The organism is Halorhodospira sp. 9628, assembly GCF_022228075.1.
GTDB lineage: Bacteria > Pseudomonadota > Gammaproteobacteria > Nitrococcales > Halorhodospiraceae > Halorhodospira > Halorhodospira halophila_A.
Genome location: NZ_JAJNRF010000020.1, coordinates 1 through 16572, shown reverse-complemented (window position 1 = coordinate 16572; position 16572 = coordinate 1). Strand labels below are relative to the sequence as shown.

At 61.5% G+C, this 16572-nt stretch carries 12 protein-coding genes and 2 pseudogenes; all 14 read right to left on the bottom strand.

Annotated features, from left to right (window positions below):
* Window positions 1–25: 25 nt before the first annotated feature.
* Window positions 26–589: a type II toxin-antitoxin system MqsA family antitoxin gene (locus LRG10_RS12865; protein ID WP_238635773.1), complete on the bottom strand. Its 564-nt coding sequence runs from the start codon at window positions 587–589 to the stop codon at window positions 26–28.
* 136 nt (window positions 590–725) lie between these two features.
* Window positions 726–1913, bottom strand: a complete 1188-nt coding sequence (locus LRG10_RS12860) for a UDP-N-acetylglucosamine 4,6-dehydratase (RefSeq protein ID WP_238635772.1) — start codon at window positions 1911–1913, stop codon at window positions 726–728.
* Window positions 1914–2047: 134 nt separating this feature from the next.
* Window positions 2048–3118, bottom strand: coding sequence for an MBL fold metallo-hydrolase (locus LRG10_RS13320; RefSeq protein WP_238641414.1), 1071 nt, complete (start codon window positions 3116–3118; stop codon window positions 2048–2050).
* Window positions 3115–5163: a tetratricopeptide repeat protein gene (locus tag LRG10_RS12855; RefSeq protein ID WP_238635771.1), complete on the bottom strand. Its 2049-nt coding sequence runs from the start codon at window positions 5161–5163 to the stop codon at window positions 3115–3117. The genes LRG10_RS13320 and LRG10_RS12855 overlap by 4 nt, the downstream gene beginning before the upstream one ends.
* Window positions 5164–5325: 162 nt before the next feature.
* Window positions 5326–6477, bottom strand: coding sequence for a LegC family aminotransferase (locus tag LRG10_RS12850; protein WP_238635770.1), 1152 nt, complete (start codon window positions 6475–6477; stop codon window positions 5326–5328).
* Window positions 6478–6531: 54 nt separating this feature from the next.
* Window positions 6532–7158: a GNAT family N-acetyltransferase gene (locus LRG10_RS12845; RefSeq protein WP_238635769.1), complete on the bottom strand. Its 627-nt coding sequence runs from the start codon at window positions 7156–7158 to the stop codon at window positions 6532–6534.
* Window positions 7158–8294 carry a glycosyltransferase family 4 protein gene (locus tag LRG10_RS12840; RefSeq protein WP_238635768.1) on the bottom strand — a complete coding sequence of 379 codons (1137 nt, stop codon included), beginning with the start codon at window positions 8292–8294 and terminating at the stop codon, window positions 7158–7160. The genes LRG10_RS12845 and LRG10_RS12840 overlap by 1 nt, the downstream gene beginning before the upstream one ends.
* Before the next feature lie 20 nt (window positions 8295–8314).
* The gene (gene tviB / locus LRG10_RS12835) at window positions 8315–9592 is read right to left on the bottom strand and encodes a Vi polysaccharide biosynthesis UDP-N-acetylglucosamine C-6 dehydrogenase TviB (RefSeq protein ID WP_238635767.1); all 1278 of its coding nucleotides are present in this window, start codon (window positions 9590–9592) and stop codon (window positions 8315–8317) included.
* A 13-nt stretch (window positions 9593–9605) separates the two neighbouring features.
* A pseudogene (locus LRG10_RS13315) lies at window positions 9606–11431 on the bottom strand (nucleotide sugar dehydrogenase); the annotation flags it as partial.
* A 31-nt stretch (window positions 11432–11462) separates the two neighbouring features.
* Complete coding sequence (locus LRG10_RS12820; RefSeq protein ID WP_238635765.1) at window positions 11463–12812, bottom strand: glycosyltransferase family 39 protein; 1350 nt, start codon at window positions 12810–12812, stop codon at window positions 11463–11465.
* 57 nt (window positions 12813–12869) lie between these two features.
* Window positions 12870–14003: a glycosyltransferase gene (locus LRG10_RS12815; RefSeq protein ID WP_238635764.1), complete on the bottom strand. Its 1134-nt coding sequence runs from the start codon at window positions 14001–14003 to the stop codon at window positions 12870–12872.
* A 58-nt stretch (window positions 14004–14061) separates the two neighbouring features.
* Entirely contained in the window at window positions 14062–15126 is a 1065-nt protein-coding gene (locus tag LRG10_RS12810) for a RimK family alpha-L-glutamate ligase (RefSeq protein WP_238635763.1), read from the bottom strand.
* Between the two features lie 268 nt (window positions 15127–15394).
* Window positions 15395–15787, bottom strand: a complete 393-nt coding sequence (locus tag LRG10_RS13310; RefSeq protein WP_238635762.1) for a hypothetical protein — start codon at window positions 15785–15787, stop codon at window positions 15395–15397.
* 3 nt (window positions 15788–15790) lie between these two features.
* Window positions 15791–16402: pseudogene (locus tag LRG10_RS13305) on the bottom strand (glycosyltransferase family 2 protein); the annotation flags it as partial.
* Window positions 16403–16572: the final 170 nt, after the last annotated feature.

Here is a 16572-nt window from a genome sequence, read left to right as displayed (position 1 = left end):
AGCGTTTACATTTCATCTAGACACGCTACCACATACTGGCAACACTTTCTAGACTGTTAGTAACCACGCCGCGCGTCAAAATATCTTCTAGGAGGGGCGGCCGATTGCTGACATTGACCTGGAAGCGGATGGTGTGTTTCCGCTGCGCTGGCGCCGTTTGTGCAGTCGCTCCCGCATAGGCGGAGAGCCACATCGCTACATCGGGGAGCTCACTGGCCAGCCGCAGCAACCGGTCCATGGACTCGGACTGCGCTACCTCGTCGTTCTCATATTTGGAAAAGGCCACTGGGCCGCCCCCGAAGAGCTCCGCAGCCTGCTGCTGGCTCAACCCCAGCTTCTCACGCACCGCTCGCACTTCTTGCCCGGTCAGTAGCCCATCTACCTGCTTGCGGAAGGCAATGGCATCCCGCTTGTTACGCCGCGCCTGCTCGGCGGTCGTTTGTTCCGATCCGCAGGCGTCGCAGACCGAGAAGAAGGAGGGGCGCATTTGTGAATGCCCCCGGTGCTCGATCTCGCACTCGTCCCAGTGCTCGGTGAGGTGTCCCTCACCGCAGATCGGGCAGAGCTGCTTGTCGTGCTCGTTCGTCATCTTCGTCACCCTCTGGACAAGTGGCAGGAGACCAGCAGGATCAAGTCACCGTATGCGCCGATCATCGCCTTCTTCGGGTGGCGTGCCGTGGTACTGGCTAACATTCCTCAATCTTACCATCGTGGTAACAGGCGGACTACATCCGGTTGTCCAGGTAGCGGCCGGTCTCCTTGTGGGCGAACTCCGGGACCATCTCGTGGAAGAGGGCGACGAGGTCGGCCTTCTCCCAGCGCCCGGCGGCGCGCAGGTCGTGGATGGCCTGCAGGAAGCGGTCAAGCTTGTCGGCTTCGTACTCGGCCGGATTGCGGATCACGCCCAGGCGCTCGAAGCGCTCCCAGTCCAGGTCTTCATCCTCGGTGTAGAACTCCTCGAAGTCCTTCTCGCCGGTGGTGTCGCTGGCGAAGAAGTAGCAAGGCCACTGCCCCCGCGCGGCGAGGGCCTCCACGCTGGCCCGCGCCTCGTCCTCGCTGGCGCACGGCACCGCCTCGTAGCCCAGGGCGGCCAGGTAGCGCTCGGCAATCTCCGAGAAGGTGGTCAGATGCAGCCGCTCGCTGAGCTTGGGGAAGAAGATATCGCGGTTCTCGCCGAGCAGGCAGGAGAGCAGGCACAGCTCGCCGGATTCCCGGTCGGTGACGAAGTAGCGGCGCACGTCGTTGGGCGCGGAGATGGGCTGGCGCTTGAGCAGCCGCTGGTTGAAGCCGTGGAGCAGGCTGCCATCGGAGAAGGCCACGTTGGCGAAGCGCGCCATGGAGACGGGTAGGGTCTCGCTCTCGCGCATGAGGAAGAGCTCCATGATGCGCTTGCTTGCGCCCATCATGTTGGCCGGGGCGGCGGCCTTGTCGGTCGAGACGCAGAAGTATTTGTTCGCCCCCTTCTCCCGGGCCCAGCGCGCCGTGCGCAGGGTGTTCTCGATGTTCACCGCCACCATGCGCATCAGGCTGTAGGGGTCCTTCTCCGAGCGCACGTGTTTGAGCGCGGAGAGGTTGAGCACGTAGTCGTAGCCGTCCACATCGCGCATGAGGGCATCGAAGGGGGCCGAGCCGGCGTCCACGGCGAAGGTGCGGAAGTCCCCGTCGATGTAGCCGAGGGTGCTGCGCAGGTCGCGGACGAGCTCGACGAGGTTGTTCTCGCTGATGTCGACCACATGCAGCGCGGCCGGGTTGCGGCGGAAGATCTCTCGGACCACCGCCTGGCCGATGGACCCGGCACCACCGATCACCAGAAAGCGGCCGCCGCTGACCCGCCCGGAGAGTGCGGCCTCATTGGCACTTACGTCTTCATCGAACAGGGGCGCATCGCGCCCGATGAGTGACAATACATCCATTCAACACAAAACCATGGGTCGAAGTTTCAAAACAATCTCGCCAAAAGATTGAACAGTGCATAGTAGGCGGTGATAATTGAACGCCTCAACCACCGCTCCCGTCGGCTCCGATGCAGGACAGTCCGGGGCCGCCACTATCTTTCATCTCTTTCCCCGGGCCCCGATGGCTCCCCAGTTACTACGACCGTACCCGCTCCGTGCTGGATATCCTGTCGCCGCCCATTCTCATCGAAGCCGGCGGCAACATAGTGGCTCAATGGCCCCGCGTCGTGATGAAAGGCAAGGGTTAGCCCCCCGGCCAACTGCCGCTCGACAGGAGAGGGGTCCAGTCCATCCCGAAGCGCTTCGCGGGTGGTATGGTACGGTACGTGCCCCTGGAGATCATGCCGAATAGGTAGCCCCGTCAGATGGATTTCCGGGCAAAAAGCTAGCGCCTGATCCAGGCCTTCACCATCATCGTACCGTGGCAGGCCTGCCCCCCGATTCCAGGGTGTTATGACCCAGGTGCGGTGGCCCCCTCCTTCCGCAAATGCGGTGTGAAAGGCGCCACTAGATCCGTGGTGAGGATATTTCAGGGCGGCATGGTGGCCCAGTTCCGAGAAATGCCTCCGGATCGACTCCCAGCCATCATGCTCCACATCGGCCCCCAACAAGATCCGGCACCCTCGCCACTCGATCAACAACGCGGAGGCCAGCTGGTTCGGGCTTTTCCCCGACAGACACTCTTGCTCGTCCGGATGGAGGACAGTCAGATTCACATCACCAAACTGGCGCTGTCCCCCCCGGTACAGTTCCCAACGACACTCGGGGTCGGTTTCCCAACGATCATGGATTGCCGCCAGAACCTGCTCCATAGCCCCGCGGCGAAGATGCTCCTCGGCGTCCATGGAATTCATCCAAGGCGAGGAAGGCGTCAGCGCGACCGGGCAACATCCGACCGGCCCGCTGGCATCTTCCATCGCCAGGACGTCATCGAGCCCCACGGCATGGTCCTCGTGCGGGTGAGTGAGTAAGACGGCAGACCAGCGCGCCCCCTTTTCACTCAGGAGCCGCTCGGCCGGACTGCTAGCACTTCCCGCGCCTGGCTGACGACAACCATCCACCACGATCCACTGCTGGTCCGGAGTGCGCAGCAGGATGCTCTCCCCATATCCGGGCCCGAAAACAATGCAATAGAGAAGACTATCCCTCAGCTCAAGTGTCATCTTACCCAGCCGGACGCGCGCAGGTAGCGAGCCGGGTCCGGGAAGAGCGGCGGCAGATCCGGATCCCGCCAGCCTTCAGCCGGATACGCCCGTATCAGCGGCTGCTCCGAACCTTCATACCACGCTAGCTCCAGGAAGCGCCCGGCCTCCAGATCATTCGCCGCCAGATCATCCGAAAAAGTGTTGAACTGCTCTACACTCAATTCCAGTTTACCAATGACCGGCGCCTCCTGGCTGTGCTGTGGAACATCCGCCGCCTGCAGTATTACGGCACTTTCAGAGACCGCATCCACACGCGCTGGAATCCAGCGGACCAGCGCGCAATCCGAGTGGCAAGCAGGGGCCACATGAGGCCCCTGCCACTGATGCTCCAAAGGAATGTTCAGCGGGAAGACCACCTCGCCCCGTCGCGCCTGAATCAGGGCATCAAGGCGCCGCTTGAGGGCCGTCTTGGCCGGATCGTCGCGGAATTCCCCCGCCGGGATCCCGTCAAGCACCTCCCGCGCCATGTCCAACTGACCGCGATGCAGCAACAGTCGGGCCACCCAGATATGCAGGCTGCCGTAGATAACCGGATCCGCGTCCGGATCCGGCAATTCGAACTGATCCAGGGCCTGTCTCCACGCCCCTTGGGCCGCCTGCATCCGCCCCCGGGTGATCAGATAATTGACCCAGCGCGAATGCCACCAAACGTTGTCCGGCTCGAGTTCGATGGCACGTTGGTAGTGATACTCCACGATCGCGGGGTCCTGGGCCACGATATCCAGGTTGTAAGCCCGGTAATGGTGGGCGTAATCATCTTCCGGCTCCCAGTTCAACGCCCGCTCGAATACGTGAGCCGCGCCCTCGAAATCCTCGTGGTCACGAGACAGCGTTCGGCCCAGGATATCCAGCTGAGTGGCAAAAAAGGGCCGGGCTGCCTCCATAAGTTGCCTATCGCCGGAGTGCATGCCGTGATGGAAGGCCTCACACTCCTCAACCAGCGCCTGGCCGTCTCCAGTCTCTCGCGCCTCAAAGCGGTCCCGATAGATCCGGTGCAACCGCGCGTGGGTTTCGCGTACCCCCTCCGAATCCAGCCACAAGTTATGGTTGCGAGCATCCGCCTTCAACAACTCATGAAGACGATAGACCCCCTGTTCCTCGAAGAGCAGACAGTGCCGGAGCAGTTGACCCCACCAATCCGTCGGGGCCTCAAGCGCCTCAAGCATCGGCTCATCCAAAGGTCGGCGTACAAGCCCCAAACGACCCCAAGTCTCCAGTAACGCCCGCGCTTCCTGGGTGTTCTCCAGCGCCGCGATCAGTTCCTCGGTGAGCCTGCGGCGCTCGCGCCCCGTCCCCCACCAGCGCCTAACCTCCTCGGGCGAACGGATGGCGGCCAGCGCCACCAGTAACCGCACCTCCAACGCCGATCGCTCGGCCAAACCCGACAAGTCCTGCGCGGCCAGTTCCTTGGCAACACCGGCTAGTTCACCCCATTCGGTTCCTTCCCGCAGCCACGGTACACCGGCCGATGCAGTCGGGAGGGACCAGCGGCGTCTCCCCGGCTGCCGGGAATGGTATGGCTTGCCGGTTACCACCGTGCGGCACGGGGCGGACATCAACCGCTCCACGACCTCGTCGGTCTGCTTGCGGAAGTGATCCGAATCCTTGTTGCTTCTGTATGACCAGCGCGCTGGATCATCACAGAGCAGAACCACACGCTCGGGGTCCGACTTCAGCCATCGCTCCAGATCATTTAGCTTGTCGGCCCAGGGTCGCCCCCCGTCACGAACGTGAGCGAGATCATCTTCGTCGATCAGTTCGGCGGCCGCGAGCCCGTGTGCCACATCTAGCATCGCGGCCATACCCGCATCCGGAGCTCGCTCGGGTGGCTGAACCAGAACCGCGACATACCCTTCATCACTGGCCGATGCCGCGAGCCGACGTAGAAGGGTGCTCTTGCCAGCAAAGTGCCCGCCCTGAACTTGCCAGAAGCGCTCCGTCGGAAGCTCCGCCAGCCAGTCGTTTTGTAATTGATCCACTTTTGGAAGCGCGGCAACACTCATCAGACAGCTCCTGCACCAAACTCCATCGGAACAATGGAGAATTGGCTCATCAGCCTACATTATATTGACGGCCTTCGCCGCCAGCCCTTTGCGCTGGCCCGGTGCCGCCCGATGATGTCGGCGGAGTCCGGGTACCCCTTTAGGATCGCCCTTCGACTGCCACTAGGCCAACCACCCCGCCGGAACTGACGAGGGCAGGTTGACGATGCGATCCTCCAGCCAGCGGGAGTTGGCGAGGCCGTCGTGCTGGCAGTGCTGGTACATGGGCAGGTGGATCATCAGTTGCCAGATGGGCCGGGTCATGACGCCGGCATCGTTGGTGGCCTTAAGCAGCGCGTCTCGCTCATCGCGGGAGCCGACTAGGATGGCGTTGAGCCAGTAGTTGGCCGTGGTCCCGGCCCGCTCCTTGATGAACGTCGCCAGTTGATCGGCGAAGAAGGCCTCGTAGCGCCGCGCCACCTCGCGCTTGGCGGCGAGGATGTCGGGCAGCCGGTCCATCTGTGCGCAGCCCAAGGCGGCGTTGAGGTTCGGCATCCGGTAATTGTACCCGAGCTCGTCGTGGTAGAACTCGTAGCCGTGGGGCGCCTTGGCGGTGGTGGTCAGGTGCCGGGCGCGGGCGGCCAGTTCGTCGTCGTCGGTGACGATCATGCCGCCGCCGCCGGTGGTGATGACCTTGTTGCCGTTGAAGCTCAGTGTCCCCAACCGGCCAAAGGTGCCGGTGTGCCGCTCCCCCGAACAGCTGCCCAGCGACTCGGCCGCGTCCTCGACCACCGGGATTCCGTACTCGTCACAGACCGCGACCAGCTCATCGATCCGGCACGGATGCCCGAAGGTGTGCATGGGCAGGCAGGCCGCAACACGCCGGCCGGTGGTGCGATTGACCCGGGTGCCATCCGCCCCACGCTCCGTCTCTTCGGCCAGGAAGCGCCGCACGGCCTCGGGTGAGAGCCCCAGGGTGTCGGTATCCACATCCACGAAGACGGGATGGGCACCGGTGTACGCGACGGCGTTGCAGGTAGCGACGAAGGTCAGTGCCTGAGTGAGCACTTCGTCCCCCGGCCGAACGCCAGCGACGACTAGCGCGGCGTGGAGCGCTGCTGTGCCGTTAACCGTTGCAACCGCGTGTCGTGCCCCGACGAACCGGGCGATCCGCTCCTCAAACTCCGTCACCCGCTCCCCGACGGAGGAGACGAAGTTGGAGTCGATGCACTCAACGAGGTACTGCTTCTCGTCGCCTTCGAAAAGGGGGCGGTGGAGGGGGATGAAGCCGTTGCCGTAGAGGCTGCGAATCGTTTCTTGAAGTGGTTCGTGCACTGGGCAAACCTGTCGCTGCTATGATCGGAAGATGGCAACCACCGAGTTGCCAGGCTACTGGATGTCCAGAGCCGGCGCGTCTCGTTGCTCGGACGGGAACTCGATCAACAGGTAGTCGTTCGGCAACTCCGATACCACTCGAAAGCTGCCTGCCGCTCGGTGGGAGCCCAGAGAAGCCTCGTTCTGCTTGCTGATCGTCGAGCGAGGACGGAGCCCGGCCGTGCTTGCTTGCCAGTAGAGGTAGGTCGCTAACAAAGAACCCAGTCCCATGCCTGCGTATTGGGGGTGGAGTAAACGCCCAATGTAGGCGGAGCCAGTGGGTGCCAGCTTGAGCAGCGCATAACCGACAAGTTCCTCGTCAACGAACAACCCGTAGGTCATGTAGGCCCGAGACTGAATGATCGAGCCAAGCACCTGTTGCTCGAACCCATGGGGATGAAAGTGCTCCACATGCTCTTCCGGAAGCCTGTTCAGGAACTCGTGAAGTGTGACCGCATCCGACAGGTTTAGCGGGCGGATCACGGCGGGAGCCCCTCGGACTTGCCCCTCAATTCGCGCCTGGCTGAGGGCTCGCTGTGCCGAGCGGCCATAGCGGAGCGCCGTCACCATGCGCGCGAGCGTCTCGATGAACCGGAAAACGGAGGGGAACCGGTGCTTGATGAGGTAAGCGATCCGTTCCATCAGTCGTGGCCCTGCGGGGTACTCAGTCCCATGCCGCTTAAGATGGTTGCATTCACCTTCTCAACAGCATACCGCTCGCGGGCGAGGCGCAAGCTCTCGCGCCCCATCCGTTCAGCGCGTTCAGGCTCATGGATAAATGTCTCCATAGCCTCCGCGAGCGCTGCGGTGTCGCGCGGAGGCACAAGCACGCCGTTAACACCCGGCTCGACGGTCTCTCGGCACCCCGGGGCATCCGTGGTGATGATCGCGCGGCCGGTGGCCATAGCTTCAAGGACCGTGCGTGGTGTCCCCTCTCTGTATGACGGCAATACATAGACCGTGCAGGTTGACAGAGCGCCCCTCACGTCGGAAAGTGGTCCGAGATATTCTAGATCGCCTGATTCTTTCCATTCTCCTAGCTCTTCTTCGGAAATAGCGCTAGGATTGTTATCCAGCGGCCCGGCGAGGAGAAACCGTGTGCCCGGGTACCGCTTTTTCAAATCTCGGGCCGCTTGCTGATACTCTCGAATCCCTTTGTCGCCCAAGAGACGCGCAATGAGAAGGAAAGTAGCGTTGTTTTTCGGGAGAGGGGAGGGGGAGAAGTACTTTAGATCGACGCCGGAGCCATGAATTCTGTGAATAGAGGTCTCGGAGGAGATCAAGCTTCGCTCTTGGAATTCAGTCTGATCGTCCGGGTTCTGAAAAAAAATCCCAGTGGCTCCTTTTAATGAGCTTCGATATAGTTTTGTGACCAGGCTTTGAATAAGTCGCTGACGTACACCGTCCCCTTGTAGAAACGCGTAACCGAGTCCTGTGATCATGGCGTAGCGTTGAGGGACGCCGGCAAATCGCGCGGCCAAGAGGCCCCAAATAACCGGCTTGATGGTGTAGGCCAGGACGGCATCGGGCTGAGTTTCGAGGAAGAAACGTCGCAGATATTTCAATGTGCGCAGGTCCTGGGTGGGGTTCATGCCGGCGCGCGAGAGCGGTATGTCATGGTAGTCGACGTCAAGCCGCTGCAGTTCCTCTCGGACATCCTGCTGTGCGTCCGGTGCACACGCGATGACTTGATGTCCGCGCGCCCGCAGTTCTCGGAGCATAGGGCCGCGGAAGTTGATAAGGGATCGGGCTAAACTGCCGATGACGACGATCCTCAAGGGGATTCTCCTTGTTGAAGCTACAACCGCAGGTCACTCGCCTCGCGCGGCAGGATGTGCTTGAGGTCGTAGAGCACGTGCGGATCGCGGCCCAGGGCGCGAATCCCCTCGGCCCCTAACTCCACGAAATCCCGGTGGCCGACCGCGATTACGACGCCATCATAGGACCCGGGCTCCGGGGTAAGGATCGGCGTACGGTCAAACTCGTCCTGGGCCTCTTCCGGCTGGACCCATGGGTCGTAGGCATCGACTCGCAGGCCGTAATCCTCGAGTTCGGTGATGATGTCGATGGCACGGCTGTTGCGCAGATCCGGGGTGTTCTCTTTAAAGGTCAGCCCCATGACAAGCACGCGGGCCCCTTGCACGCGGGAGCCGTTCTGCAGCATGGCCTTGACCAGCCGGCCGGCCACGTAGGCGCCCATACCGTCGTTGATCCGTCGGCCAGCGAGGATCATTTCCGGGTGGTGACCGATGGCCTGGGCCTTGTGGGTGAGGTAGTACGGATCGACGCCGATGCAGTGCCCGCCGACCAGGCCGGGGCGAAAGGGCAGGAAGTTCCACTTCGAGCCGGCAGCTTCCAGCACCTCCTGCGTGTCGATGCCGAGGCGGTTGAAGAGCATCGCCAGCTCATTGATCAGGGCGATGTTCACATCGCGCTGGGTGTTCTCGATCACCTTCGCCGCCTCAGCGACGCGGATGCTGCTCGCCCGGTGGGTGCCGGCAGTGACCACCTCGCGGTAAAGGGCGTCGATGCGCTCGGCGATCTGCGCCGTAGAGCCGGCGGTCACTTTAACGATGGTCGCCAGCCGATGGGTTCGGTCACCGGGGTTGATCCGTTCCGGGCTGTAACCGACGAAGAAATCCTCGTTGAACCGCAGCCCCGAGGTTTGTTCAAGCACTGGCACGCAGTCGTCCTCGGTGGCCCCAGGGTAGACGGTGGACTCGTAGATGACGATATCGCCGCGCTTTAGGACCCGCCCGACGGTCTCGCTGGCCTTGAGCAGCGGTGTGAGATCAGGGCGCTGGTGACCGTCTAGGGGAGTCGGGACGGTGACGATGTAGCAGTTGCAGTCGGCCAGATCCTGGGGCTCATCGGTGACGTGGAGTCCCTGGGCCTGGGCGAGCTCATCCTCCGGTACCTCGAGCGTGCGGTCCCGCCCGCTGCGTAGCTCGGCCACGCGCTGCGCGTTGACATCAAAGCCGACCACCGGGCGATGCTCGCCGAATGCAACCGCCAGCGGCAGCCCCACGTAGCCGAGCCCGATAATGGCGACCCGCAAATCCTTGGTCTGACTCACAGCTTGCTCCTTAAACCTGATGGTACCAACGGTACCACTCGACGAATCGTTTCACGCCTTCCTCGACACTCACCTGAGGCTGATAGCCGGTGTCCCGGGTGAGGTCGGAGACATCGGCGTGCGTCTCGGGTACGTCACCGGGCTGGAGGGGGTGGAAGCGCTTCTCCGCCTCAATGCCAAGTTCCTTCTCCAAGACCTCGACAAAACGCATCAGGGGCACCGGCTCGGCGGCGCCGATGTTGTAGAGCCGCCAGGGGGCATCCGAGGTGGCTGTATCGGGCTGCGTCGGATCCCAGCCGGGCTCCGGCGTAGCGATATGGTCCGAGGCCCGGATAACGCCGTCGACGATGTCATCGACGTAGGTGAAGTCGCGCCGGTGGTTGCCGTGGTTGTAGATATCAATCGACTCGCCAGCGAGCATGCTGCGGGTGAAGAGAAAGAGGGCCATATCCGGTCGCCCCCACGGCCCGTACACGGTGAAAAAGCGCAGCCCGGTACAGGGCAGTCGATAGAGGTGCGCATAGCTATGCGCCATGTGCTCAGTGGCCTTCTTGGTGGCGGCGTAGATGGCCAGCGGATGGTCGGTGTGCCGATGGACGCTGAAGGGCATATCGGTATGGGAGCCGTAGACGGAGCTGGTTGATGCGAACGTCAGATGCTCCACGTCGTTGTAGCGGCACCCCTCGAGCACATTCAGCGTGCCCATCACATTGCTATCCACATAGCTGTACGGGTCGGTGAGCGAGTGGCGCACGCCGGCCTGGGCGGCCAGGTGGATGACCCGCTGGAAGCCCTCTTTGCGGAAGAGCTCCGCCATGCCCTCGCGGTCAGCGAGGTCCATGTGTACGAACCGGAAGTTGTCGTACGCCCGCAGCCGCGCAAGGCGCGCTTCCTTAAGGGTCGGGTCGTAATAGGGGTTGAGGTTGTCGAGGCCGACCACGGTGTCTCCGCGCTCAAGAAGTGCGCAGGCCGTGTGGTAGCCGATGAAGCCGGCTGCGCCGGTGACTAGAACCTTCATACAGTAACGTCCTTTCCGATATGCTTGTGCGTCAGGTAATACGGGTCCACCCCGATGCAGTGCCCGCCCACCAGCCCGGGCCGGAACGGCAGAAAGTTCCACTTGGTGCCCGCCGCCGCCAGCACCGCCTCGGTATCCAGCTCCAGCCGGTCGAACAGCAGCGACAGCTCGTTCACCAACGCAATGTTCACATCCCGCTGGGTGTTCTCGATCACCTTGGCCGCCTCCGCCACGCGAATGCTCGGCGCCGGATGCGTGCCCGCGCGGATGATGCGCGCGTACAGCTCGTCCACAAAGCGCGCCACCTCCGGCGTGGAACCGGAGGTCACCTTCACGATGTCCGGAATACGATGCGCCTTGTCCCCCGGGTTCACTCGCTCCGGGCTGTAGCCCAGAAAGAACCCCTCGTTCACCGTCAGGCCGAATTCCGCCGCCAGTACCGGCGCGCAGTTCTCCTCCGTGGCCCCGGGATACACCGTGGACTCGTAGATCACCACGTCGCCATCATTCAGCGCCCGCCCCACGGTACGGCTGGCCGCCAGCAGCGGCCCCAGGTCCGGCCGCCGGTGCGCATCAATCGGCGTGGGCACCGTCACGATGAACACATTGCAGCCCGCCAGCGCCGCCGGGTCCGCCGTCATCCCCAGCTGCGCGGCCGCCGCCAGCTCCTCCGGCTCCACCTCCCGCGTGCGATCATGCCCCCGGTTCAGCTCGTCCACCCGCTGCGCGTCGATATCAAACCCCAGCGTGGGCAACACCCGCCCGAACTCCGCCGCCAGCGGCAGGCCCACGTAGCCCAGGCCGATCACCGCAATGCGCACATCCTCAAAGTCCTTCATATCCATTCCTTAGTTACTGAACCCATCCCACGCGCCGTAGGAGCGTGCTCGCACGCGAAGGTGCGGAACCCTCGCCATCTGTCCTACGCCCGCCGTAGACCCTCCGGTTTCGCAGCGCCTCCAACCGTTCCAGCCGCCACCTTCGGCGCCCCAGCAGACCCGCCCCCAACGCAAGCAATATCCCCAGGAACTTGGCCCGGTGCCGAACGCCAGTACCAAAATTATTGACTCCCCATGCGAACACCACAGCGAGCGCCAGAAATACCACGAGCAAAAGCCGGTATTCCGGCCGGCTCCACCAATCGCGCCAATAACGAAGCAGCAGCACCATCAATGCCAGATACAGCAAGCCATCGAGCATGCCAAACAAATGAAAAGCAGCGCGCACCTCCCATGGCGGCGGCCCCACCAGGAGATAACCCATCCGGATGGGCGTGAGCACCAGCGCGTGGAGATCGTTGGCTGGAACAAGATACCCCGGATAAGCGCTCCCTCCACGAGCGGCCGCCGCCCTCTCATCGAGGGTTTCCGCGCGCTCCATCACCGCGCCGACCTCGCCGATACTAGAAAACCGCATATCGCCGAACGCGAGAAAGCCGGCCAACCCCGCTGAGACCAGAACGACCCCGCCTCCCACCACACTGGCCCGAACCCGTCCATGGAAAGTGCCCCTCAGCACCTCCCGCAAGGCCCAGCCAGCAAGCACCAACGCAACCGCCACAATCGCGAACACGGCCCCGCCATGGATAATGCCCGCCGCCAGAATGACTCCCACGGCTCCGATCAGATAAATCATCCTTCCGGACCGCACCCAGCGCACCAGCCAGAGCATCCCAAGCAGGAAAAACGCCGTGAACCACACCTCCCGCAGCGGAACCGCAGCGTTAATGACCAGGATGGGGAAAAGCGCCGCCACCCACATGGCGCGCACACCCGCCTTGCGGTCCCAGAGCTCTTCGGCAATGCGCCCTACCAGATAAACGGTCGCCAGCCCAAGCCCGATATTGACGGATTGAAACACCAGGGGAGCCCGGTCCGTACACGCATAGACATTTCCGATGACCCAGCTGTGCACATACGAGGCGCCCAGGTTCAGATGCTCTCCCAGGTTCCCGCACCCGCTCTGCGCCCACTCCCATGCCCGACGTTCGAACCTGACGGCATCCGCCCCCCCTTGCGGAAGTACCACCATGAACCGATGAACAATCCCCGCCGCAACCCGCACCCCGAAGGCCGCGAGCAGCGGCAACAAATACCCTCGGCGAGAATGCCCCGCATACAAGACCGCCAGGACGATGCCGGCCAACAGACAGGCCGTAAGCAATAACTCGACTGAATTGGTTGGAATGTCGGTATAAGTCATTGACCCAGCCATCCATTGGCGCTCGGTCGACGGGGCAAACCAAACCGCACAGTAACGTCACTCATCCAAGCCCCACTCACCGACCAGACCGCTACACAATGAACGGTAGCGTTGAGCCACCGATTCCAGCCCGTAACACCCCAACATGCGCTCTTGAGCATCCGCGCCCAGGCGACCCAGCCCCTCCCGGCCATGGCCGAGCGCCAACCGCACCCGACTAGCCAGCACCTCCGCATCGCCCGATTTGGCCACAAACCCGGTCTCACCAACGACAGAGGCCGCATCTCCGACATCCGTCACCAGTGCCGGCACACCACACCCCATCGCCTCACCCACCACATTCGGGAAACCCTCACCCCACAGTGAGGGCATCACCAGAAGGTCGAGGGCCGGGTAGAGTGATTCGGGAGAGTCCGTAGGCGGAAGAAGCGTGACGGCCGATTCCAGACCGGCTTCCCGCACGGCAGTCGCCACCGGCCCTTCGGGTTCCGCCACCCCGGTACCGGCCATTACGCAATGCACCGGTAATCCATCAGCTACCAACATCTGCAATGCCTGCAGCCATCCAAGATGGTTCTTCATCGGATGGGCGCGGCCCACCACCCCTAACAGAAACCGGTCGGCTGGAACCCCGAGCGCGGCTCGCCGGGCCTCCCGCGCATCCGGATCGGGCTTGAACCGTTCAAGGTCAAAGCCATTGGGAAGCACAACACGCTTATCGGAGGGATACCCGAAGCCTTCATGCTGTTCTGCGGCGGTTGCACTGTTATAGATGATGCGCGCCGGGGACCTGGCACACCAGGCGCCGGCCCGGATCACCCAGCGCGTGCTCAGCTTCTCCCGGCCCAAGTCATGCACGGAATGGCGCACGTTCCAGACGATCGGTCCCCGGTGCCCCAGCCGCCGTGTGAGCGACGCCGCCAGGTTGCCGTGGTACATCCAGCCCATCACCACATCCGGCCGGAGTTCTCGTATGGCCCCCCGTAGCTTCGGCATCCAGGCGGGCGAAACGCTTCGCCCCACACCCCCGGTGTAGATGGGGACCCCCGCCTTCCGGACTTCTTCCGCCATCACGCCCGGTTCCTTGAGCGAGAAAATAGCGGACTCCTCCGGGTAGACGGACACCAGGCTCGCCAACTGCCGTTCGGCGCCCCCCTGTCCCAAGCCTGTTATAGTGTGCAAAGTCCTCACGAAACCAACACCCCCAAACCTGCGCACACTCCATTTTTCAGCACACCGAAGACCATCGTTAAACGCGAAGCTCTTTTATGTGACCGGGCCCCAAGCGATCCCTCAAAAGAAGCGCCTGCGGCCAATATTGCCCTTGTTCCCAATTTAGGCTGCCATCCCAATACCCAGGACATCGGTACACGGCCCGGTCATAAAACGTATAATTCATCTCAATAAGTAACGGCTGGCCACCCTCCGAAATCAGAAAATCGTATGCCATACATTCGAAGCCAAGCGCCGAATGAATATTCTTCGCAGCGATTATAGCCCGTTCGACCTCCGAATCTAGGTCATAACTGATCCGGCCACTACCCGACGCCCGGTACCCGTCATCTCGGACCAACCGACGAAAAGCGAAGAACCGACCCCCAATCGCGGTGATCCGAATATCCGCCAAATTCGCCGGTATGAATTCCTGCACAACAAGGGGACCCGGCAATCTCGGCTCATATGGTGGAATTGGGACGCGCCCCAACTGCCTAACCCCCATGTTCGAGAGTATGCGCCGAAAACCCTTGACAACCCGCACTTTCGCATCTTCGAATGATAACGGAAGACCTAACACCCCAGAGCGAATTGCATCCTCAGTGCCTGACCCGAATGACCTACGAATTACTTTACGAAACTCCTTTCGCGTAGACACCAGCCGCACACCTACTCCTCCGGCACCCCACGCTGTTTTAACAACACATGGCAAGCCAACCGCATCGACAGCACCCATCCCCGCCGAGCGGTCAAATAGAACAATGGCGCGTGGCCGTTCGATTGCAAGCCTATCCAATACCGCCTCTACTCTGGCTTTGTTATTATAGCGCCGCACGTCTTCATAGGGTGGAAGGACCCCAAAGCTTAACTGCCCGTCCACGGCATCGCAGAAGTATTCCATAATCTCTCTATCGAGGAATCGATCATCCCAGCGCGACACAAAAAGATCGCCACGGCGAATGTCACTCAAAACTTTGGAGCCCGCAAGAGAAACATCCCGCGTAACTATTTTATTTATCTCGGCAACCTGTCGAAAGCGCTCCAGGAACCTCTGCGTCGACCGCGACGCTCCCGGCGGCATACCTATAACAATCTTCATGTTAGCCAGCCCCCTTAGACTCAGCTTTCAAGTGCAACACCCACACCGCTTACGGGGGGGGGGAGGTGAGGATCTTACGGTGGGCAGACGATACCAGCACCTCAATAGTGAAGAGCGGCGCGCCATCCTGGCTTTCTCAGCGCCCGCAACGCTCACAACGCGGTTTGCACCTTGCTCTGGAGTAAACCACCTGCGCTGGTCGACTCCGCAGGCATATCCATGTGCCGCTGGGAAACGGCGATAAATCAGCGTTTGAGTAAACCCTTCGTCATCCGGCTGACCGCACTTTAATGCGTACGGCATTCATGGCCGCGCCGATTCTGCGCAGAAAATCTCCCCGCTCACCCGCAATGAAAAACCATCTGAGAACCCGCGAATCCCATTTGGGGACCACCCGCAAAGCTTCATCGATAACCATCACGCCAGTTCGCCCTCCGAACCTCAGCGCTGCGAAAAACGCCAACCCTTTCAAACGCCGGGCATACTCCTTATCACCGACTAACAAGTCGAACGCCGCCTCAGGGTCCGCATCTATCGGATCGACCCCCTCCCTCCTCCGACTTAGGGCTGCAACCTTCGCCAACCTAGCGAGACCCGCGGCCAGCACCATCGAAGAAGGGTCGTTCCTGAGACCACCCTTCCATCCGTACTCTTTGTACAAGACCCTTGGCACTACCGCTAACGAATACCCTTCATTCATCCGAAGCCAAAGGTCGTAATCTTGTCGAAAGCGAAAGAACGACCGATATCCCCCAGCTTCCAAATAGGCCGCCCGACACATAGTTACTTCACCTTGCGAAAATGGGTTCCGAGTCGCAGCAAGAAGTCCGCCTACCGGCACATATTCTGTCCGCCTTTGCACACTCCGCGTCCCAGTCTCAAGATTCTCACTGTCTCTCCAACAACCTACAGCTCCGACCTCGGGATGCTCTTTCAGGTACCGTACCTGACACGCAATCCTTTCCGGATGCGACTCGTCCCCGGCGCCCTGAATCGCTATGTACTCACCGTCGGAAGCTTCGATCGCTCGGATCATTGAACGGGTAAACCCCGAGTTTTCTTTGGCGATAACTCTAATCCTAGATTCTACGGCAAGTCGATTTATCTCTTTAAGGGTCGAGTCTGTCGAGCCGTCATCTACAATTATTATGTCCAGATTCCGGTAGGTTTGGTTCAGCAAGCTGTTTATCGTTTGCGCCACACCGCTTGCGCGATTGTAAAATACAGTTATACAAGTAACCTTAGGAGAATCACCCTCAGGCCCGGCGCAATGCATTTCACCTTTTCTTCCCATGCCACAATTACCCATTAGTTCCAGACAAGCAACGCCACCTTTTATCGCGCGAGACTATAGATACACCTTAAGCACGCTCACCCTTCGTGACTCACGCCAGTGAAGCAAATCGTTAACATGTTATGTCAAACAATTGAATCCATGCACGCCCA

Bases quoted from the DNA above. Each gene is read 5' to 3' on its own strand.
- LRG10_RS12865 (WP_238635773.1), bottom strand. From the start codon at position 589: ATGACGAACGAGCACGACAAGCAGCTCTGCCCGATCTGCGGTGAGGGA.
- LRG10_RS12860 (WP_238635772.1), bottom strand. From the start codon at position 1,913: ATGGATGTATTGTCACTCATCGGGCGCGATGCGCCCCTGTTCGATGAA.
- LRG10_RS13320 (WP_238641414.1), bottom strand. From the start codon at position 3,118: ATGACACTTGAGCTGAGGGATAGTCTTCTCTATTGCATTGTTTTCGGG.
- LRG10_RS12855 (WP_238635771.1), bottom strand. From the start codon at position 5,163: ATGAGTGTTGCCGCGCTTCCAAAAGTGGATCAATTACAAAACGACTGG.
- LRG10_RS12845 (WP_238635769.1), bottom strand. From the start codon at position 7,158: ATGGAACGGATCGCTTACCTCATCAAGCACCGGTTCCCCTCCGTTTTC.
- LRG10_RS12820 (WP_238635765.1), bottom strand. From the start codon at position 12,812: ATGACTTATACCGACATTCCAACCAATTCAGTCGAGTTATTGCTTACG.
- LRG10_RS12810 (WP_238635763.1), bottom strand. From the start codon at position 15,126: ATGAAGATTGTTATAGGTATGCCGCCGGGAGCGTCGCGGTCGACGCAG.